The sequence below is a fragment of the Mesorhizobium sp. B2-7-2 genome, from assembly GCF_006440775.1.
GTDB lineage: Bacteria > Pseudomonadota > Alphaproteobacteria > Rhizobiales > Rhizobiaceae > Mesorhizobium.
Map to the genome: position 1 here is coordinate 1 of NZ_VFTZ01000013.1, position 19,921 is coordinate 19,921.

The window sequence follows — 19,921 nt, forward strand, 5'->3', positions numbered from 1 at the left end:
GCGAAGGTAACGGCATGGATTCCAGGGTCTTCGCGACGGAGCTTCGCTCCTGCTCCGCCCTGGAATGACGATCGCGAGGGGTGTTTCGGCCAATCTCCAACGCATGCCACCTGCCAACGCAAACAGAGCCGACCGGTCAAAATCCCCTGTGCAGTGCCACTAGTTCCCCGGCCTTGGCCTTGGCAACGGGATGCCGATCTTTGGCGTCGGCGCGAAAGCGCTTGCCGCCGCCGGGATCGCGGCGTTGCCGCTGGAGATCGCTTCCGCCGGTTCGGTCGGCTGCGGTTCGGCCACGGCGGCGCCGCCATGATAGGTCACCGCTTCCAGCGAGGGCGCGTCCGGCGCATTGACCACGTCCTGGCATTGCTTGGGCAGGTTGGCCATCGTCATCAGGTCGCGCGCCTTGGGCGCATCCGGATTCTTGTTCGGCCGCCACGGCTCCTCGGTGAACCACCAGGCCAGCGGCTTGCCGCAGCCATCGTCGCCCGGCGTCGTCTCTTGCCCCTTGCAGAAGGGCGAGCCCGGCTGGCAGCCAATGCGCATATGGAAATGATAGTCATGGCCCCAGAACGGCCGGATCTTGCGCAGCCAGGAGCGGTCGCCGGTGACGGTGTCGCAGAGCTTCTTCTTGATGCCCGGATTGACCAGGATGCGCTCGACCTCAGGATAGCTCGCCGCGCGCTTCAAAAGCAGCGTATGCGCCGGCGTCCACAGCGCGTCCTTCACCAGATGCGTTTTTTCGTCGACCATCAGCGTCGCGCTCATGGTCTCGCGCTGCGCCATGGTCAGCGGCCGCTTCGGCATCGGCGTCAGCCAGATATCGGCGTCGAGCCCGATCTGGTGCGAGGCGTGGCCGGTCATCATCGGTCCGCCGCGCGGCTGCGAGACGTCGCCGACCAGAAGCCCCGGCCAGCCATCCGCCTGGGCATCGCGCGCTAGCTTCTCGATCAGTGCGATCATCGCCGGGTGGCCCCAGCGCCGGTTGCGCGACGGGCGCATCACTTCCCAGGTCGGGCCGTCCATCGGCAGCGCGACGCCGCCGGTGAAGCAGCCTTTCGAGTAGAAGCCAAAGGATTGCGCGGGCGCCACGGCCGGCAGTTTTCGGGCGCCGAACAACTCCTTGGCGCGAGGTTCGGCCGAAATAGCGACAGCCGCCAGCGCGGCCAGGGCCACCAGCGCCAGGGCGGCGGTCAGGAACGGCTTGCGGTCAGGAAGCGATCGCAAATTCATCAGGCTGGGTCCCTCTCCAGTCTATCCGTTTGCCGCGCGTCAAGCGACCCGATCAGGAACGAATCATACCACGCCGCGCGTCCCGCATCGATCAATGGTTGGAAGGTGATGTGGTCGAAAACCGCTCCGCGGTTCAGCATCATCCTCGCATCGGGCTGCGCGGCTCTCCGTCCCGCCAGTTGCCCTCGGCCCACATCCGCTCCAGCGCCACCCGGTAGTTGGGAAACCGGAAGCGGTAGCCGGCCGCCTGGATCGCCTGATTCGCGACGCGCTTGTTCTCGCCATAGAAAGACCGCGCCATGGGCGAAAGTTGGGCGGTCCCGAAGGGAATTTCGGGCGGCGGCTCGACCCCCATCAGCCCAGCGGCGTAAGCCACGACGTCCTGCGGCGGCGCCGGCTCGTCATCGGTGACGTTGAAAATGCAGCCGAGATTCTTGTCGGCCAGAAGCCAGAGCGCCCCGGCGATGTCGTCGCAATGGATGCGGTTGAACACCTGTCCCGGCTTGACCAGCCGCCTTGCGGTGCCGTCTTCGAGATTGGCCAGCGCGTTGCGGCCCGGCCCGTAGATCCCGGAAAGCCGCAGGATCGCTACCGGTTTTCCGATCTCCCGGCCAAGCTTCAGCCATTCCTGTTCGGCCGCCACCCGCATCGTCGAGCGCTTCGACACCGGGCGGCACGCGCTGGTCTCGTTCACCCAGGCGCCGCCATGGTCGCCATAGACGCCGACGGTCGAGAGATAGCCTATCCACTCCAGCGCCGGCATCTTTGCCCGGATCGTTTCGCCGGCGGCGTTGAGCACCGGGTCGCCGGCCTCGTCGGGGGCGATCGAGACGATGAGATGTGTGGTCCTTGCAAGCGCTTCGCTGAGCTCGGGCGACAGCACGCCGTCGAATTGCAGCGGCTCGATGCCGGCCGACCGCAGCGCCTCAAACTTTTCCGGCGCCCGGGTCGTGCCGGAGATCGGCGCATGTTGCGCGTTGGCCCGCGCGAAAGCCTTGCCGGAATAGCCGGCGCCGAAGATGAAGAAGCGTCTTTCGCCCATCGATGAATCCTTCAATCGGCCTTCGCCGGATTTGCCGGCACCGCCAGCCATTCTTCGCGGACCGCCGCATCCGTCTCGGTCTTCAAAGCTGTGGCGGCAAGCTCGCCAAATTCGCGGTCGGAGAGCAGTCGCGACAGGGCCCAGATTGCCGCACCCCGCACCAGCGGCGAGGCATCGTCGAGCAGGCGGCGCACAATGGGCGTTAGCGAAGCGTCGTCCGAATTGCCGGCGGCGGTCAGCACATTGCGGACAAAGCGGTCGCGGCCGATGCGCTTGATCGGCGAGCCAGAGAAGAAAGCGCGGAACGCCGCGTCGTCGAGCGCGAGCAGCTCCGAAAGCGACGGCTCGCGCAGATCGGCGCGCGCGGCAAGCTTCGCCTCGGACGCCGCGCTGGCGAACTTGTTCCACGGGCAGGCGGCCAGGCAATCGTCGCAGCCATAGATGCGGTTGCCGATCGCCTCGCGGAACTCGCGCGGGATCGGCCCCTTGTTCTCGATGGTCAGATAGGAAATGCAGCGCCGCGCATCGAGCCGGTAGGGTGCGGGAAACGCGTTGGTCGGGCAGACGTCGAGACAAGCGCGGCACGAGCCGCAATGGTCGATCTCTGCCTGGTCCGGCTCAAGCTCGGCTGTGGTGAAGATCGTGCCGAGGAACAGCCATGAACCATGCGCGCGGCTGACCAGGTTGGTGTGCTTGCCTTGCCAGCCGAGCCCCGCTGCTTCGGCAAGAGGCTTTTCCATCACGGGTGCTGTATCGACAAACACCTTCACGTCGCCGCCGGCCTTTGCCACGATCTTGCCGGCGATCTCCTTCAGCCGGCCTTTCATCACGTCGTGATAGTCGCGGTTTTGCGCATAGACCGAGATCGCGCCGCGGTCGCGCTTTTCGAGGATGGCGCGCGGATCATGGTCCGGGCCGTAATTCATGGCGAGAACGATGATCGAGCGCACCTCCGGCCACAGCGTGGAGGGTTCGGCGCGCCGCTGAACCGTCTCGGCGATCCACTCCATCGAGCCGTGAAAGCCGTCGGAGACGAATTCGGCCAAGCGGGCGGGCGCCAGCGGGATCGCGTCGGGCCGGGTCACTGCGACTGCCTCGAAGCCGGCGCGGCGCGCCTCCGCCTCGATCAGCGCGCGTAAGGTTTCAGAAGTCGAGGTCCGCATAATGCGATACCGGCGACAGGCCGCGCACCCGGTCGGAGAGCAGCGGCCGGAACGACGGCCGTGATTTCACCCGCGTGTACCATTCGCGCGCGGCGCCATGCTCACGCCAGTCGATCTCGCCGAGATAATCGAGCACCGACAGCGTCGCGGCCGCCGCGAGATCGGCATAGGTCACCTTGTTGCCGGCCAGCCAATGGCGCGTGCCGGCCAGCCAGTTGGTGTATTTCATGTGCTGGCGGATGTTGGCGCGCGCGGCGCGGATGGCGGCCGAGTCCGGCGAGCCGCCGCCGGCGGTTTCCGGCATGACCGGCTTCAGCACGCGCTCCCGTACCAGATGCCGCGTCACTTCGCTTTCGGCCTTCGCCAGATACCAGTCGGTCAGCCGGCGGATTTCGGCGCGCTGCATCGGATCCTCGGCGAACAGCCGCTTGTCGCGCTTCAAGACGCCGCGCGTCTCGTCGAGGTATTCGGCGATCACCATGGCGCCGACGATCGGCACATCGCCTTCGGCAAGCAGGATCGGCAGCGTGCCGGCCGGGTTCAGCGCCAGGAATTCCTTGCGCCTGGTCCACGGCTTTTCCTCGATCAGCGCCAGCTCCTCGCCATACTCGCCGAAGGCGAGGCGCACGAAGCGGCAGGTGGCGAACATGGGATGGTGGAAAAGCGTCAGCATGGTTCCGCGATGATAGGGCGCACTGGCGAATCGCTAAAGGCGCCGGTAAGTCTTGGCCGCCCGATTCCCGGGGCTGTCTTGGTGTTGCGACCTATAGGGGCACTTCCGCCCCATGACAAGCAAGCCCCTTCCTCCGCCTCGGAGCATGATGTCGTCCGAAAACCGCTTCACTCTTTTCGGCATCATGCTCTAGCCGCCATTCGAACCAAGAGGTTGCCATGGAAAGCCAGACCATCGTCGAAGCGCTGCTGCTTGGGCTGCTGGAGGGCCTGACCGAGTTCATCCCTGTGTCCTCGACCGGCCACATCCTGCTAGCCGGGCATTTCCTCGGCTTCCATTCTACCGGCAAGGCATTCGAGATCCTGATCCAGCTCGGCGCGATCCTGGCGATCCTCAGCGTCTATTTCAGCAAGCTCTGGCAGATGCTGATCAAGCTGCCCAGCGATCCCCAGACTAGGCATTTCGTCGTCGGCATCCTGATCGCCTTCCTGCCGGCCGCCGTCATCGGCGCGCTCGCGCATGATTTCATCAAGACCATATTGTTCGAATCGCCCCGGCTGATCTGCATCATGCTGATCATCGGCGGCGTGGTGCTGCTCATCGTCGACCGCATCAACCTCAAGCCGGTCCACCACGATGTCGAGGACTTCCCGTTGAGCGTTTATCTCAAGATCGGCCTGTTCCAGTGCCTGTCGCTGATCCCCGGCACCTCGCGCTCCGGCTCGACCATCGTCGGCGCGCTGCTGATGGGCGTCGACAAGCGCGCGGCGGCCGAATTCTCCTTTTTCCTCGCCATGCCGACCATGGTCGGCGCCTTCGCCTTCGATCTTTTCAAGAACCGCAACGTGCTGACCTCGGCCGATTTGCCGATCATCGCCGTCGGCTTCATCGCCGCCTTCGTCACCGCGCTCATCGTGGTGCGCTTCCTGCTCGATTACGTCTCGAGCAACGGTTATTCGCTGTTCGGCTGGTGGCGGCTTCTGGTCGGAGGGCTCGGACTGCTGGCGTTGATGGTTTGGGGGTGAGCGGCTGGGCCGCTTAACGCCGCGATCCTTCGCGCCCCCCTCTGTCCTGCCGGACATCTCCCCCACGAGGGGGGAGATTGGCAGCTTCGGCGCCCCGCCGACTCTACAACGCGGGCGATTGGCGAAAGCGACGGCGACATCTGATCTCCCCCCTCGTGGGGGTTGAGGAGTGGTCCACGAAGTGGACGGAAAGCCAATTGCTTGGCTTTTCGAACGACGAAAGCCGGCAGGCCAGAGGGGGGCGCTGTCCCGCCAGCCTATCGTCATTGAGCAGGCGCTCAATTCCGCCCATAAAACGCGTTCTCGACATGCACCGGCCAGCGCCAGGGCAGCACCGCCACCATGTCGAAGCGCATCGACAGCCGGCCGTAATCCGGTTGGCGCGACAGCCACAAATCCGCGGCGCCCTCGATGCGGCGCTCCGATTCACGGCCGATCGCCTCCATCGCCTCGATCAATGTCCGCCGCGCCTTGACCTCGACGAACAGCACGAGGTCGCCGCGCCGGGCGATGAGGTCGATCTCGCCGAGCCTAGTGCGGTGGCGGCGGGCAAGGATGCGATAGCCTTTCAGCATCAGCGCCAGCGCCGCCAGCCACTCGCCGCGATGACCGCGCCGATAGGCCTTTCGGCGATGGCCGATCGAACGCTCAGCCATCCCCGGCTCCTTTCTGTTTGACCATGATCTTGTCCGAACCGAAGGTCAGCGAATGCAAAAACCGGCCTCCACTTTTCGGGATCATGGCCTGTCCTTGAGCTCGATCAGCCGGCGGTAAAGCGCCTGCTTCTGGGCGCCGGTCATCTTCGCGGCTTCCGCCGCCGCCTTCGATGCTGGCATTTCGGCGGCTAAGGACAAAAGCAGCCGGTCGATGTCGGCCGGCTGCTCCTCCGAGGCTTCGGGCGGACCGACACAGATAACGATCTCGCCCTTCGGCGTGTCGGCCGCCGCATAGTGGCCGGCCAACTCGGCAAGCGTTCCGGTGCGCATCTCCTCGAAGGCCTTGGTCAGCTCGCGCCCGATCGCGGCTTTCCGCATGCCGCCCAGCGCCTCGACCATCGCGCCGAGCGTCTCGGCCAGACGACGCGGCGATTCGAAGAAAATCAGTGTCGCCGGCACCTGCTTGAACGTCTCCAGCTTGGTCAGCCGCTGCCCGGTCTTCACGGGCAGAAATCCGGCGAACAGGAAAGCATCGGAAGGAAGGCCGGAAGCGGTCAGCGCCGCAAGCGGAGCCGAAGGTCCAGGGATCGGCACGACGCGAATGCCGCGCTCCAGCGCCTCGCCGACCAGCCGGTAGCCGGGATCGGAAACCAAAGGCGTGCCGGCGTCGGAAATCAGCGCGACGCTCTGTCCGGCGGCCAGCGCCTCGATCAGCTTCGGCCCGGCCTCGCCCGCATTGTGCTCGTGATAGGCAGTGGTGCGGCGGCGGATGCCGTAGCGCTCGAGCAGCACGCGCGAGACGCGCGTGTCCTCGCAGGCGACGATGTCGGCGGCGGCTAGCGTCTCCAGCGCGCGCAGCGTGATGTCGGCCAGATTGCCGATCGGCGTCGCCACCAGATAAAGCGCCGGCTGAAGCGGCCGCGCCGCGACCTCGCTCTGTCCGATCAGATAGCTGCGTTTGTCGCCGGTCACCGAATGCCCCTCATTCCGAGCAATTCCAGGAAAAGTGCGTCGCGGTTTTCCGTCCGGAATTGCGTAAGAACCAAGTCTGTTTCGCATGGCTGACGCCCCGTTGCAAAACGTGAGGTCGAGGCAACGAAATCGCCTTGCCTTTGCCACAGTGCGGAACGAAACCCAGATCGGCGAATTTAACCCCTGATTCCCGGGAGGAGGCAGGACCGAACGATGCCCAATCGCTTCGATATTTTTATCAGCCGACTTGAAAGCAAGACCGCCCGCGAGGACATTCCTCCACATCCCATCGCCGCCGAGTCCGGCGCGCGCCGCGACAAGGCCGACCAGAAGCCTGTCCGTCACGGCGAGGCGCATGGCGAGAAGCACCGCGGCAAGCACCGCCAGAAGCACGACGCTTAAAGCAGTTTGCGACCTTCGCGACCTCGCGCCTCGTCATTCCAGGGCGGAGCAAGGAGCGAAGCGACGCGCGCAGACCCTGGAGTCCATGCCGTTACATCGACGTTCTGCCGGCGGTGCAGAATTCTGTTCCGCAGCGCCCTTCGCCCTGGTCACGGAATGGATTCTCGGGTCAAGCCCGAGAATGACGAACGTGCGGGAAGCGCCACATCTCAGAGAGGGAAAACCGGCGTTACGCGTCCATGATCTCGCGTATCGATTTCGTAAGCGGTAGGTACTGATCCAAGGTAAGTCCGTTCAAGTCGAATTCTATCGAATCGTCTTTTGCGATTGCTCTTAAATTTATCCCAACATAAGTCATGAAGCTGCGCACGACGTCAAACTCGCTCAAGCCCGATGTTTTGTGTTCCTTCGATTTCTGGTTTCTGCTGAACACGATCACTGCTTCATAGATGTCTGGATGTTCATGGGATTTGGAAATCTCGGTCAATCCAAACTCAAAAACGTCATCCGTGTTTAAAGTTCGCAGCGTCTCATGGATCAGGAACTTCATTGCAGGTCCTATTGGATGCACCGCGACGGCATTCGGCTGAAGCTAGCAGAATGTCTAACATACACGCGCAGATCGAAAAAACAGTCGACGGTCGACTACCTGGCTAAATCCGCCACCACGGCATCCAGCACGATCATGCCGGCGGTCGTGGCACGGAGCCTTGCATTGCCGACCGGCGCCACCAGGCCTTCTTCCTGCAGCACCGAAAGCCGCGCGCTCGACAGGCCGCGACCCGAGAGCGCCTCGTAGCGCTGCAGGTCGATGCCTTCGGCAAGCCTCAGGCCCATCAGCAGGAACTCGTCCGCCTCTTCGGAACGCGTCAGGATCTCGCCGCCGGTGACGCCGTGGCCTTTGGCCCCGACCAGATTGGCCCAGGTCTCCGGCATTCTTTCTGCAATCGTCACGGTACGGCGGCCGTTCTCGACGAAGCGGCCATGCGCGCCGGGGCCGACGCCGACATATTCACCGTAGCGCCAATAGGTCAGATTGTGCCGGCTTTCCGCGCCCGGCCGCGCGTGGTTGGAAATCTCATAGGCGGGCAGGCCATGCGCCTTCGTCACCTCCTGCGTCAGCGCGTAGAGATCGGCGGCATGGTCGTTGTCGGGCAGCGTGAATTTGCGCGCAGCGTAAAGCGCGTGGAAGGGCGTGCCCTCCTCGATGGTCAGCTGATAGAGCGAAAGATGGTCGACGGCATAGCCGATCGCCTGCTCCAGCTCCGCCCCCCATGCATCCGGCGTCTGGCCGGGCCGCGCGTAGATCAGGTCGAAGGACAGCCGCGGAAAAATTTCGCGCGCGAGGCCAATGGCGTGCAGCGCCTCCTCGACATTGTGCAGCCGGCCGAGGAAGCGCAGGTCCTTGTCGTTCAGCGCCTGCACGCCGAGCGAGACGCGGTTGACGCCGGCTGCGCGGTAGCCGCGGAAGCGCTCGGCCTCGACCGAGGACGGATTGGCCTCCAGCGTCACCTCGATGCCTGCGGGCACCGACCAGTTCCTCGCCACTGCCTCCAGCACGGCGCCGACGGTTTCCGGCTTCATCAATGACGGCGTGCCGCCGCCGAGGAAGATGCTGGTCACCTCGCGCGGCCCGGTGCGGTCGCGCATGGTCTTGAGCTCCGTCTCGAAGGCGCGGGCAAAACGCTCCTGGTCGACCGGCTGGTGGCGGACATGGCTGTTGAAGTCGCAATAAGGGCACTTGGCCGCGCAGAACGGCCAGTGGATATAGACGCCGAAGCCGGGGCTGCGGTCGAGCGGTAGGGTCACTGCGCTCATGCGGGTCCTGATCGCGCCAAATCCAATCTGGCCAAATTCAATCGCGCTTCGGCGAATTTCTGAAAGGCGCGGGCGCGGTGCGAAAGCGCCGTCGCCTGGCCGGGCTTCCAGCCATGCTTTTCTTGCGCGCTCATCTCGCCAAAAGTCCTGTCGAAACCGTTGGGCAGGAACACCGGATCGTAGCCGAAACCGAGCGTGCCGCGCGGCGGCCACACCAGCGCGCCTTCGGCCTCGCCCCGGTAATATTCGGCTTCGCCGTCGGGAAAGGCGAGGCAGATGACGGCGACGAAGCGGCCGGCGCGCTGCGCGGGCTCCGTAGCGCCGACCTCCTGCAGCGCCACCTCGGTGCGCTGCATGGCCATGCCGAAATCCCTGCTGCCGTCCGGCGTCTCGGCCCAGTTGGCAGTATAGACACCGGGCGCGCCGTCGAGCGCGTCGACGCAGAGCCCGGAATCATCAGAAAGTGCCGGCAGGCCGGTCGCCTTGGCGGCCGCATATGCCTTGATATAGGCGTTCTCCTCGAAGGTGGTGCCGGTCTCATCCGGCTCGGGCAGGCCGTATTCCTTGGCCGATTTCGCCTCGAAGCCGAACGGCGCCATCAGGTCGGCGAATTCGCGCAGCTTGCCTTCATTGTGGCTGGCGACGACGATCTTTTTTCCGTTGAGCGAGTGCATCAGAAACCCCAGATCCTTGGCTCGGCGAACTCGATCGAATTGCCGGACGGGTCGCGGATATAGATCGAATGCCCGCCCTGCGGCCATTCGAAATCGCTTTCGATGGCGATGTTGTTGGCGGCGAGATGCTTGCGCCATGCGGCGATTTCATCGGCGGTTGCCGCAAAGCAGAGGTGCCCTTCGCCGGCCGTGCCATGCGGCGGCACCTTCAGCCGAGCGTCCGGCGCCGGCGGGATTTTGGTCGCGTCGGCATTGAAGAGAAGCAATACGCCATCGCCGCAGCGGAAGAAGACATGCCGGCCCTCGACCTTGCCCAGCGCTTCGAGGCCGATGACGTCGCGGTAGAAGGCTTCGGCGGCGTGCAAGTCTGTGACGTAGAGGGCGGATTCGAGGATTGCGGAGGGTATCACGAGGCCCCCCTCTCTGCCCTGCCGGGCATCTCCCCCTCAAGGGGGGAGATTGGCAGCTTCGATGCCGCCGCACATCTCGCAACGCTGGCGATTGGCGAAAGCCGTGGTGACAGCTGATCTCCCCCTTTGAGGGGGAGATGGCCGGCAGGCCAGAGAGGGGGGCCTAGGCTCGGCATTTCAAACCTACGCCACCGCCATCTGCTGCAGGCTCACCAGCCGCGAAATACCCTTCTTCGCCAAGCCCATCAGCGCCGCGAACTGCTCCTCGGAGAAAGGCTCGCCCTCGGCCGTGCCCTGGATCTCGACGATGCCGCCCTTGCCGGTCATGACAAAGTTGGCGTCGGTGCCGGCCGAGGAATCCTCCAGGTAATCGAGATCGATGACCGGCTGGCCGTCATGGATGCCGCAGGAAATCGCCGCGACATGGTCCTTCAGCACCTTGGCGACGCTCACCATCTGGCGCGCTTCCATCCAGCGCAGGCAATCGTAGAGCGCCACCCAGCCGCCGGTGATCGAGGCCGTGCGGGTGCCGCCATCGGCCTGGATGACGTCGCAGTCGACGGTGATCTGCTGCTCGCCCAGCGCCTGCAGGTCGACCACGGCGCGCAACGAGCGGCCGATCAGCCGTTGGATCTCCAGCGTGCGGCCGCCCTGCTTGCCGGCGGAGGCTTCGCGCCGCATGCGCTCGCCGGTCGAGCGCGGCAGCATGCCGTATTCGGCCGTCACCCAGCCCTTGCCGGAATTGCGCATCCAGGCCGGCACCTTTTCCTCCAGGCTCGCCGTGCACAGGACATGCGTGTCGCCGAACTTCACCAGGCACGAGCCTTCGGCGTGCTTGGAGACGCCACGTTCGAAGGAGATGGCGCGCATTTCGTCGGCTTGGCGTTTGGAGGGGCGCATTCAGCCTTCTTTCTTGTCGTTTCCGGAATCGTGGCCGGCTTGTAGACGCATGCGGGGCAAGTCGCAAAGGAAAAGGACGCGGCACAGGAAAACGGGCGGCGCGACCGCAAATGCGCCACCAAGTGACCGCGAGCGCGGCACCGGGTGACCGCAAACGCGGCACCGGGTTGCGCCGCCGTAGCTTAAGTCTATATCTTTCTGAAGGAGGTTTCTCGCCGGAATGAACAAACCAGTCGATCCGACGTCGCAGTCGCCGGTACTTCAGTCACTCGACATGCGCTCGCGCGATATCTTCCGGCGGATTGTCGATTCCTACCTGCGCGACGGTGAACCGGTCGGCTCGCGTAGCCTGTCGCGCATCCTGCCCTCCTCGCTGTCGCCCGCTACCATCCGCAACGTGATGAGCGACCTCGAGCATCTGGGGCTGATCTACGCGCCGCATATTTCCGCCGGGCGGCTGCCGACCCAGACCGGGCTGCGCTTTTTCGTCGACGCCTTCATGGAGCTGGGCGACCTTTCCGACGACGAGCGCCGCACCATCGAGGCGCAGGTGCGCGCCTCCGGCTCGGGCGCGACGCTGGAGCATATGCTGACCGAGGCCAGCCAGATGCTGTCGGGCATGTCGCGCGGCGCCGGCCTCGTGCTCGCCTCCAAGCACGAGGTGGCGCTGAAGCACATCGAATTCATCCAGCTCGAGCCCTCCAAGGCGCTCGCCGTGCTGGTGTCGCAGAACGGCGATGTCGAGAACCGCGTCGTCGACCTGCCGGCCGGCACCACCGTGTCGCAGCTGCACGAGGCGTCCAATTTCCTCAACGCCCATATCCGTGGCCGAACACTGGCCGAGGCGCGGGCGGAAATCGCCCGCATCAAGGGCGAGACCAGGGCGGCCCTCGACACGCTGTCGCAGGATCTGGTCGAGAAAGGCCTCGCGGTCTGGGCCGGCGCCGAAAGCGGCCTGCCGGCGCGCCTTATCGTGCGCGGCCGCGCCAACCTTCTGGAAAACGTCACCGCTCAGGCGGACATCGAATTGCTTCGCCATCTGTTCGAGGATTTGGAAACCCAGGACGGACTGCTGCAGCTGCTCGACCTTGCCGAAGAAGGGCCGGGCGTGCGCATCTTCATCGGCTCGGAGAACAAGCTGTTTTCGCTGTCCGGCTCCTCGCTGGTCGTCGCCCCCTATCGCGACAAGGACGCCCGCGTCGTCGGCGCGCTTGGCGTCATCGGGCCGACCCGGCTGAACTACGCCCGTATCGTGCCGATGGTCGACTATACGGCACAGCTGATTTCACGCATGCTTCGTTAGGTGTATCGATATTCAGGTGAGGCCGGCCTGACCTGAACCTCGACGCAGCTGAGGGTGCAAAGGAGAAAAACATGGCGCTGGAATCGCTCAAGGCCCAGATCAGCCTGCTGCTCGAGGAGATGGTGAACCAGCCCGAGGACGAGCACGAGATCCAGGAGCAGCTGCGCGAGAAATTGAGGGAGATGCGCGCCATGGGCCTGCCCCTGCCGGCTGATCTCGTCGAGTTGGAAAAGCGCCTCGACGACGATCTGGATGCCGAAGAGACCTGAGGCCGGCGCTCCGTCAAATCGGCTTGCGCACGCTTCTCTTTTCGATCGTTTGCCCAATATGTCCTATCTCTGCGCGCCCGATCGTTTGAGGGGCCCGGAGACAGGACATGTTGACAGACGACGGAGAGCAGCCATGATGCGGATCGTCGGCCTTGCGGGCCTCGCGCTGGTTTTTGCCACGGCTGCCTTTGCGCAGCAGGCCGATCAGCCCTTGCTCAGCGGCGAGAAAGCCTTCGGCGACTGGAAGGCCGACCGTCCAGGCGTGCGCCGGCAGCTGAAACCTGAGGATTTGCCGAAACCCGATATGACGGAGTCCGCATCCAACGGCGGCGGCGTCACCGAGCGCCCCGAGGATGCGAAGCCGAAGCTTCCGCCTGGCTTTTCCGCCGAGCTCGTCGCGTCGGGCATCGACAGTCCGCGCGTCGTGCGGGTGGCGCCGAACGGCGACCTCTTCGTTGCCGACAGCCGGGCGAACCAGGTGCGCGTCTATCGCCTCGCGGAAGGCAGCGCCAAGCCCGCGCAGAAATCGATCTTCGCCAAGGGCCTGACCCGGCCCTACGGCATCGCCTTTTATCCACCGGGCGACAAGCCGCAATGGGTCTATGTCGCCAACAGCAACAGCGTCGTCCGCTTTCCCTATCGCGACGGTGACCTGGAAGCGTCGGGCAAGCCGGAAACCGTCGTCGCCAAAGTCCCCGCCAGCCATCACTGGACGCGCGACATCGCCTTCTCGCCCGACGGCAAGACGCTCTATCTGTCGGTCGGCTCCGGCTCCAACATCGCCGAGGACATGGGCGCGAAGCCGAAGGGCGGTGTCGAGGCGTGGGCGAAATCGCAGCCGCTCGGCGAGGCCTGGGGTCCGGAACAGGGCCGCGCCGACGTGCTGGCCTTCGACCCCGACGGCAACAACCGCAGGGCGGTCGCCACCGGCCTGCGTAATTGCTCCGGCATGACCGTGCAGCCGGCGACGGGCGCGCTCTGGTGCGTGGTCAACGAGCGCGACGAGCTTGGCGACAACACCCCGTTCGAATTTGCCACCGCCGTGAAGGACGGCGCCTTCTATGGCTGGCCCTGGTATTATATCGGCGACAATGAGGACCCGCGCCACGAGGGCGCGCGCCCTGATCTCGCCGGCAAGGTCACGGTTCCGGATGTGCTTATGCAGGCGCATTCGGCGCCGCTCAACATCGCCTTCTATGATGGCGCCAACTTCCCGGCCGATTTTAAGGGTGACGCCTTCGTCACGCTGCACGGCTCGTGGAACCGCAATGTCCGCACCGGCTACAAGGTGGTGCGGCTGAGGCTCAAGGACGGCAAGCCGACCGGCGAATACGAGGACTTCGCCACCGGCTTCGTCATATCCGACGACGCGGTCTGGGGCCGGCCGGTCGGCGTCGCTGTCGCCAAGGACGGCGCGCTGATCCTCACCGAGGACGGCAATGGCACGATCTGGCGTGTTACGTATGGTGGGTAGCTGTTCGACATAGGGGTTTTTAGAAGGTGCCGTTTGTCGATGGACAAGGCTTTACCCGTTCATTTCTATGGGAAATCGGCGCAAACGTTGGCAACTAGCGGAAGCCTCCCCAACCTCGTCATTCCAGGGCGTAGCAGCGGCGTCGCGGAGACCCTGGAATCCATTCCGTGACCCTGATCATAGAACGCAGCGGAGCAGAATTCTGCACCGTTGCTACGCTTCGAGGTCACGGAATGGATCCTCGGGTCTGCGCGCGTCGCTTCGCTCCTTGCTCCGCCCGTGGATGACGAGGCCGGGCCGTTTCGGCCAATCTCCAAAGTGTACGGACTGCCAACAAGGGAACGCGCACTCCGTCGAGCTGGCGCAACGAATCCCGCCGCGAGGGAATTACCAGTGGCCGGGCGTCATGATAAAAGCCCCGCTCCTCATCGATCCCTTCGGGGAATCATGCGCTAGGCCAGAACCAATGACACTCACCGGATTCCTCGCTTACAGCGCTGCGCTCGGCGTTGCCGCCGCCATTCCGGGCCCCGGCGTTACGGCGCTTGTCGCCCGCGCGCTCGGCTCCGGCTTTCGGTCCTCGCTTGCCATGGCGTTCGGGCTGATGCTCGGCGACCTCACCTATCTCACCGCCGTGGTGCTCGGGCTCGCCTTCGTCGCGCAGACCTTCGGCATGGTCTTCCTCGCCATCAAATGGGCCGGCGTTGCCTATCTCGCCTTTCTTGCCTGGCGCTTCTGGACCAGCGGCATCACGCCTGAAAACATCGAGGCGCGGAAGGCCAAGGGCGGGCTGGTGTCGAGCTTCATCGCCGGGCTGACGGTGACGCTCGGCAATCCCAAGACGATGATCTTCTATCTCGCCATCACGCCGACCATCGTCGACCTCAAGACCATCACGCTTGCCGACTACGCCATCCTTGCGATGCTCACCGTGGCGGTTCTGTTCGTGGTGCTGGTGCCTTATCTGGCTTTGGCCGCCAAGGCGCGCTGGTTCCTGAAATCGCCGCGCGCGCTGAAAGTGCTGAACCGCACCGCCGCCGGCTTCATGATGGGGGCGGCTGCCGCTATAGCGGCGCGTCAATAGGTTCCGATCTCAACCGATCCCGGATTCGGCCAAACTATTCCTGAAACCCGGCGTGGCGGAAAATGCATTTCCGGCCGCGGGCGCTTTTGAGCAACCGCCCCACTCGGATATTTTCCAGCCTCAGCCTATCTTGCGCGGCTGAAAGCCTTATTCTGTCTGCCTGTGCCATTGCCTTGGGAGCGAAACCAATGAACAAGCCCGTCACCTCCGCGCGCGTGCCCGGCCGCGGCCGCGTCTTCAACTCAATCACGGAGACGATTGGCGACACGCCGCTGGTCAGGCTGGACAAGTTCGCCAAGGAGAAGGGCATCGTCGCCAATCTTCTGGCCAAGCTCGAATTCTTCAACCCGATCGCCTCCGTCAAGGACCGCATCGGCGTCGCCATGATCGAGGCGCTGGAGGAAGCCGGCAAGATTTCGCCCGGCAAGACCACGCTGATCGAGCCGACTTCCGGCAACACCGGCATCGCGCTCGCCTTCGCCGCCGCCGCCAAGGGCTACAAGCTGATCCTCACCATGCCGGAGACGATGTCGGTCGAGCGCCGCAAGATGCTGGCGCTGCTCGGCGCCGAGCTGGTGCTGACCGAAGGCCCGAAAGGCATGAAAGGCGCGATCGCCAAGGCCGACGAGCTCGCCGCCACACTGCCCAACGCCATCATTCCGCAGCAGTTCGAGAACTCGGCCAATCCCGAAATCCACCGCCGCACCACGGCCGAGGAAATCTGGAACGACACCAATGGCGAGGTCGACATCTTCGTCGCCGGCATCGGCACCGGCGGCACCATCACCGGCGTCGGCCAGGTGCTGAAGAAGCGCAAGCCTTCGCTGCACGTCGTGGCGGTCGAGCCGGAAGCCTCGCCGGTTCTGTCGGGCGGCCAGCCCGGCCCCCACAAGATCCAGGGCATCGGCGCCGGCTTCGCGCCGAAAATCCTCGATACCTCGATCTATGACGAGGTCGTCAGGGTCTCGAACGAGGATTCGGTCGCCAATGCCCGCCTCGTCGCCCGTCTCGAGGGCGTGCCGGTCGGCATCTCGTCGGGCGCAGCACTCCAGGCGGCAATCGTCGTCGGCTCGCGGCCGGAGAACAAGGGCAAGACCCTCGTCGTCGTCATCCCCTCCTTCGCCGAGCGCTATCTCTCGACCATCCTGTTCGACGGGCTGGGGGCTTAGGCGCTTCAACGCCCCCACGGTCGTCATCCACGGGCGGAGCAAGGAGCGTAGCGACGCGCGCAGACCCGAGGATCCATTCCGCGACTTCCGAGCGCTGCTACGGTGCAGATTGTGCCCTGTTGCGTTCTTCGATCAGGTCACAGGATTCGAGGGTCTCCGCGACGCCGCTTCGCGGCTGCTCCGCCCTGGAATGACGAGGCTGGGAGGCTTCGGACAATCCCCAGCGTTCGCGCCGATTTCACGGAACTGGAAGAATTAGGCTATTCCAGCAATTGCTCTAGTTCTCCGACACAGGGATTTTGAAAGGTTGCCGTTTGTCTTGGTGCAAGATTTTCCGTTCATTTCCGTGAAACCAGCACAAACCGCCGGGGATTGGTTGAAGCCGCCCCAACCTCGTCATTCTATGGCGGAGCAAGGAGCGCAGCGACGCGCGCAGACCATAGAATCCATTCCGTGACTTGGAAGCGCCGCTTCGGTGCAGAATTTTGCTCCGTTGCATTCCTTGGCGAAGGCAACGGCATGGATTCCAGGGTCTTCGCGACGGAGCTTCGCTCCTGCTCCGCCCTGGAATGACGATCGCGATGGCGTTTCGGCAATCTCCACGCATGCCACCAACGCAAACAGAGCCGACCGGTCAAAATCCCTGTGCAGTGCCACTAGTTCCCGAAAAGCTTCGCCTTCTCGCCCTGCAGGAAACGCCGCAGCGCGGCGTCGCGCTCGAGGCCGATCGCCCGGTCATAGGATTCCGCCGCCTGCTTGGTGTTGCCGAGTCTCGCCAACAGCCCGGCGCGGGCGGCCCAATAGGGCTGGTAGTCCTGCAGCCGCTTGTCGTCGCCCAGCACGTAAAGCGCCGCCAGGCCGGCCGTAGCGCCCTCGGTTTCGGCGATCGCCACCGCGCGGTTGATCGCCACCACGGGCGAGCCGGCCACGGCCTGCAGCGCGTCATACAGCTGGCGGATCGCCGCCCAGTCGGTGCCGCTGCCGCGCCGGCGTGCCGTATGGGCGGACTGCACGGCGGCCTCCAGCTGGTAGCGGCCGATGATGCCCCTTTGCGCGGCGCGCACCAGCAAGGCTTCCGCCTCGTCGATCAGGCTGTCGTCCCAGAGCGCGATGTCCTGCTCGGCTAAAGGCACGAAGTCGCCCTGCGGGTCGCGCCTTGCCGAGCGGCGCGCCTCGGCGAACAGCATCAGCGCCAGCAAGCCGAGCGCCTCCGGCTCGTCCGGCATCAGCGAGGCGACCAGCCGTCCGAGCCAGATCCCTTCGGCGGCGAGATTGCGCCGCCGGCTGTCGGTGCCGGTCGGATCCGACCAGCCTTCGGCGAAGGTGGCGTAGATCGCCTCCAGCACCGCGCCCAGCCGCTCGCCCAGCTCCGCCTGCTCCGGCACGCGAAATGGAATCCCGGTCTCGCGGATGCGCGCCTTGGCCCGCACCAGCCGCTGGCCCATCGTCGCCAGCGAAACCAGGAAGGCCGAGGCGATCGTCGCGGCGTCGAAACCGAGGATCGTCTGCAGGATCAGCGGCGCGCGCACGCTGGCCTCGATCGCCGGATGGGCGCAGGCGAACATCAGCCGCAGCCGGTCGTCGGGCAGGTCTTCGCCGCGCACGCGCGCCTCCATCTCCTCGGCGATCAGCTGCAGATGATCGCGCGCCGCCTCGCCAGTCAGACGACGCCGCACGGCGTCCACGTCGCGCCGCCGCGCCACGGCGAGCAGCCAGGCTTCGGGCTGCGCCGGCACGCCGGTTCGCGGCCAGCGTTCGAGCGCGGCGGCGAAGGCATCGGCCAGCGCGTCCTCGGCACCGGCGACGTCGCGCGTGCGCGCCGCCAGCCAGGCGACCAGCTTGCCGTAGCTGCGCCGGGCGGCCGCTTCGGCGGCCGCCCGAGCGATCTGCGAGCGATCATGCATCATGGGGTCGCTATGCGGCGGCTACGTATTCGGCCATTTCCCAGATCGGCCGCAGCTCGACTGTGCCGGTGCTGGACGCGGGGCAGCGCGCGGCCCATTCGATGGCCGTGTCGATGTCGGCCGCCTCGATCATATAGAAGCCGGCCAGTTGCTCCTTGGTGTCGGCATAGGGGCCGTCGAGCACGTTGGTCTTGCCGTTCGCCATCCGCACCGCGGTGGCCGCCTGCGTCGGGCGCAGCCGCTCGCCGGCGATGTACGCGCCAGATTTCTTCAGCGCCTCGGTATAGGCGCCATAGGCCGCGAGCACCTGCTGGGTCTGCTCCTTCGGCACGTTCGCCATCGCGGCCTCGTCATTGTAGATCAAAAGCATGTAACGCATGGATGTTCTCCCGTTTTCTTGAAGGCCGCATCGTCGCGTGCCGACCTATGTCGTGCGGCATCGACCGATTTCGACAGGCGTCTTGAAAATCTTTCGCCCCCAAAGCCATCAAGCGCAAGCCGTCGCCTTTCGCCATCGCTCAACCATTGGTCTAACGCACGCAATTGCGGGTTGGCATTTGCCTTCCGCCGTCTAAACTCGTCGCGGGCTCGCCAGGAGGGGCGGATTGCGGGCCGGCATTTCAGGGAGGAAATCGCGATGTTCAATTTCAGGACCAAGTCTATTGCCGCCGGCGCGCTGGCCTTGTCGCTCGGCCTTGGCGCCGTGTCGGCCGGGGCGCAGGAATTCATCAATGTGCTCACCGGCGGCACGTCGGGCGTCTACTATCCGCTCGGGGTCGCTCTGTCCGAGATTTACGGCAAGGGCATCGAAGGCGCCCGCACCCAGGTTCAGGCGACCAAGGCTTCGGTCGAGAACCTCAACCTGCTGCAGCAGGGCAAGGGCGAGATCGCCTTTGCGCTCGGCGATTCGGTCAAGATGGCCGCCGAAGGCAACACGGAGGCCGGCTTCCCGGGCAAGCTCGACAAGCTGCGCGGCATTGCCGCGATCTATCCCAATTACATCCAGATCGTCGCCAGCCAGGAATCCGGCATCAAGACGCTCGCCGACCTCAAGGGCAAGAGCCTGTCGGTCGGCGCGCCCGCCTCCGGCACCGAGCTCAACGCGCGCGCCATCTTCGCCGCCGCCGGTCTCAAATACGAGGATCTCGGACGGGTCGAATACCTGCCCTTCGCCGAGTCGGTCGAGCTGATCAAGAACCGCCAGCTCGACGCCACCTTGCAGTCGGCGGGCCTCGGCGTCGCCTCCATCCGCGACCTCGCCACCTCGGTTCCCATCAACGTCGTCGCCGTGCCGGCCGAGGACGTCGCCAAGATCGGCGCGCCCTATCTTTCCGTGGTTATCCCGAAAGGCACCTATGAAGGCCAGACGCAGGATGTCGCGACCGCCGCGGTCGGCAATTTCCTGATTACCCGCGCCGACGTCTCCGACGAGACCGCCTACCAGATGACCAAGCTGCTGTTCGAGCATCTCGACCAGCTGGTGGCCGCCCATGCCGCCGCCAAGGCGATCGATCCGGCCAAGGCGTTGGACGGCATGCCAGTGGCGCTGCATCCCGGCGCGGAGAAATATTACAGGGAAAAAGGGCTGCTGAAATAAAAAGGTGGCGCGGCTAACGGAGATGTCTTCGCCAGGCACCCCCCTCTGGCCTGCCGGCCATCTCCCCCGCAAGGGGGGAGATTGGCTGTCGCCACGCGCTTCGCCAATCGCCGATGTAGCAGGAAGAGCGCCGCCATTGACGCTTCCGATCTCCCC

21 protein-coding genes are annotated in these 19,921 nt (G+C 65.0%); 8 read left to right on the forward strand and 13 right to left on the reverse strand.

Annotated elements, in window-relative coordinates; all coding sequences use genetic code 11:
• Positions 1-159: 159 nt before the first annotated feature.
• The 4 genes from mepA to FJ425_RS18235 form a co-directional block, all read right to left on the reverse strand.
• Positions 160-1,230 carry a penicillin-insensitive murein endopeptidase gene (mepA, locus tag FJ425_RS18220; protein ID WP_140725122.1) on the reverse strand — a complete coding sequence of 357 codons (1,071 nt, stop codon included), beginning with the start codon at positions 1,228-1,230 and terminating at the stop codon, positions 160-162.
• A gap of 139 nt (positions 1,231-1,369) precedes the next feature.
• Positions 1,370-2,272: an SDR family oxidoreductase gene (locus tag FJ425_RS18225; protein WP_140725125.1), complete on the reverse strand. Its 903-nt coding sequence runs from the start codon at positions 2,270-2,272 to the stop codon at positions 1,370-1,372.
• An 11-nt stretch (positions 2,273-2,283) separates the two neighbouring features.
• Positions 2,284-3,435: a tRNA epoxyqueuosine(34) reductase QueG gene (queG, locus tag FJ425_RS18230; protein WP_140725128.1), complete on the reverse strand. Its 1,152-nt coding sequence runs from the start codon at positions 3,433-3,435 to the stop codon at positions 2,284-2,286.
• Complete coding sequence (locus tag FJ425_RS18235; RefSeq protein ID WP_040986376.1) at positions 3,416-4,108, reverse strand: glutathione S-transferase family protein; 693 nt, start codon at positions 4,106-4,108, stop codon at positions 3,416-3,418. The genes queG and FJ425_RS18235 overlap by 20 nt, the downstream gene beginning before the upstream one ends.
• A 218-nt stretch (positions 4,109-4,326) precedes the next feature.
• Between FJ425_RS18235 and FJ425_RS18240 the strand changes: the two genes are divergently transcribed.
• A complete protein-coding gene (locus FJ425_RS18240; RefSeq protein ID WP_140725131.1) occupies positions 4,327-5,133 on the forward strand; it encodes an undecaprenyl-diphosphate phosphatase in 807 nt (268 codons plus the stop codon).
• Positions 5,134-5,411: 278 nt separating this feature from the next.
• On the opposite strand, the gene FJ425_RS18245 is transcribed toward FJ425_RS18240, so the two are convergent.
• Entirely contained in the window at positions 5,412-5,789 is a 378-nt protein-coding gene (locus tag FJ425_RS18245; protein WP_140725134.1) for a YraN family protein, read from the reverse strand.
• A gap of 81 nt (positions 5,790-5,870) precedes the next feature.
• A complete protein-coding gene (gene rsmI / locus FJ425_RS18250) occupies positions 5,871-6,761 on the reverse strand; it encodes a 16S rRNA (cytidine(1402)-2'-O)-methyltransferase (RefSeq protein WP_181175959.1) in 891 nt (296 codons plus the stop codon).
• A gap of 213 nt (positions 6,762-6,974) precedes the next feature.
• On the opposite strand from rsmI, the gene FJ425_RS18255 reads away from it, so the two are divergent.
• Positions 6,975-7,163, forward strand: a complete 189-nt coding sequence (locus tag FJ425_RS18255) for a hypothetical protein (protein ID WP_140725140.1) — start codon at positions 6,975-6,977, stop codon at positions 7,161-7,163.
• 229 nt (positions 7,164-7,392) lie between these two features.
• On the opposite strand, the gene FJ425_RS18260 is transcribed toward FJ425_RS18255, so the two are convergent.
• The 5 genes from FJ425_RS18260 to rph all read right to left on the reverse strand — a co-directional run bounded on the left by FJ425_RS18260 (position 7,393) and on the right by rph (position 10,965).
• A complete protein-coding gene (locus FJ425_RS18260) occupies positions 7,393-7,713 on the reverse strand; it encodes a hypothetical protein (protein WP_140725143.1) in 321 nt (106 codons plus the stop codon).
• Between the two features lie 95 nt (positions 7,714-7,808).
• Entirely contained in the window at positions 7,809-8,981 is a 1,173-nt protein-coding gene (gene hemW, locus FJ425_RS18265) for a radical SAM family heme chaperone HemW (RefSeq protein ID WP_181175961.1), read from the reverse strand.
• Positions 8,978-9,655 (reverse strand): RdgB/HAM1 family non-canonical purine NTP pyrophosphatase, encoded by a 678-nt coding sequence (rdgB, locus tag FJ425_RS18270; protein WP_140725146.1) that lies wholly within the window; start codon positions 9,653-9,655, stop codon positions 8,978-8,980. Before rdgB ends, hemW begins: the two co-directional genes overlap by 4 nt.
• Positions 9,655-10,065 carry a VOC family protein gene (locus FJ425_RS18275; protein WP_140725149.1) on the reverse strand — a complete coding sequence of 137 codons (411 nt, stop codon included), beginning with the start codon at positions 10,063-10,065 and terminating at the stop codon, positions 9,655-9,657. Before FJ425_RS18275 ends, rdgB begins: the two co-directional genes overlap by 1 nt.
• 183 nt (positions 10,066-10,248) lie before the next feature.
• Positions 10,249-10,965: a ribonuclease PH gene (gene rph / locus FJ425_RS18285; protein WP_027169620.1), complete on the reverse strand. Its 717-nt coding sequence runs from the start codon at positions 10,963-10,965 to the stop codon at positions 10,249-10,251.
• A gap of 220 nt (positions 10,966-11,185) precedes the next feature.
• Between rph and hrcA the strand changes: the two genes are divergently transcribed.
• The 5 genes from hrcA (at position 11,186) to cysK (ending at position 16,264) form a co-directional block, all read left to right on the forward strand.
• Positions 11,186-12,268 carry a heat-inducible transcriptional repressor HrcA gene (gene hrcA, locus FJ425_RS18290; protein WP_140725152.1) on the forward strand — a complete coding sequence of 361 codons (1,083 nt, stop codon included), beginning with the start codon at positions 11,186-11,188 and terminating at the stop codon, positions 12,266-12,268.
• A gap of 71 nt (positions 12,269-12,339) precedes the next feature.
• Positions 12,340-12,537, forward strand: coding sequence for a hypothetical protein (locus FJ425_RS18295; RefSeq protein ID WP_140633392.1), 198 nt, complete (start codon positions 12,340-12,342; stop codon positions 12,535-12,537).
• Between the two features lie 133 nt (positions 12,538-12,670).
• Positions 12,671-14,011 carry a sorbosone dehydrogenase family protein gene (locus tag FJ425_RS18300; RefSeq protein WP_140725155.1) on the forward strand — a complete coding sequence of 447 codons (1,341 nt, stop codon included), beginning with the start codon at positions 12,671-12,673 and terminating at the stop codon, positions 14,009-14,011.
• Positions 14,012-14,477: 466 nt separating this feature from the next.
• The gene (locus FJ425_RS18305; RefSeq protein ID WP_140686745.1) at positions 14,478-15,095 is read left to right on the forward strand and encodes a LysE family translocator; all 618 of its coding nucleotides are present in this window, start codon (positions 14,478-14,480) and stop codon (positions 15,093-15,095) included.
• A 188-nt stretch (positions 15,096-15,283) separates the two neighbouring features.
• Positions 15,284-16,264, forward strand: a complete 981-nt coding sequence (gene cysK / locus FJ425_RS18310) for a cysteine synthase A (RefSeq protein WP_140725158.1) — start codon at positions 15,284-15,286, stop codon at positions 16,262-16,264.
• A 656-nt stretch (positions 16,265-16,920) separates the two neighbouring features.
• Here cysK and FJ425_RS18315 read toward each other — a convergent pair.
• Both FJ425_RS18315 and FJ425_RS18320 read right to left on the reverse strand, forming a co-directional pair.
• Positions 16,921-18,168 carry an RNA polymerase sigma factor gene (locus tag FJ425_RS18315; RefSeq protein WP_140725384.1) on the reverse strand — a complete coding sequence of 416 codons (1,248 nt, stop codon included), beginning with the start codon at positions 18,166-18,168 and terminating at the stop codon, positions 16,921-16,923.
• A 10-nt stretch (positions 18,169-18,178) separates the two neighbouring features.
• Positions 18,179-18,547 carry a YciI family protein gene (locus tag FJ425_RS18320; RefSeq protein ID WP_140545776.1) on the reverse strand — a complete coding sequence of 123 codons (369 nt, stop codon included), beginning with the start codon at positions 18,545-18,547 and terminating at the stop codon, positions 18,179-18,181.
• 258 nt (positions 18,548-18,805) lie between these two features.
• On the opposite strand from FJ425_RS18320, the gene FJ425_RS18325 reads away from it, so the two are divergent.
• The gene (locus tag FJ425_RS18325) at positions 18,806-19,765 is read left to right on the forward strand and encodes a TAXI family TRAP transporter solute-binding subunit (RefSeq protein ID WP_140633382.1); all 960 of its coding nucleotides are present in this window, start codon (positions 18,806-18,808) and stop codon (positions 19,763-19,765) included.
• The last annotated feature ends 156 nt before the right edge of the window (positions 19,766-19,921 follow it).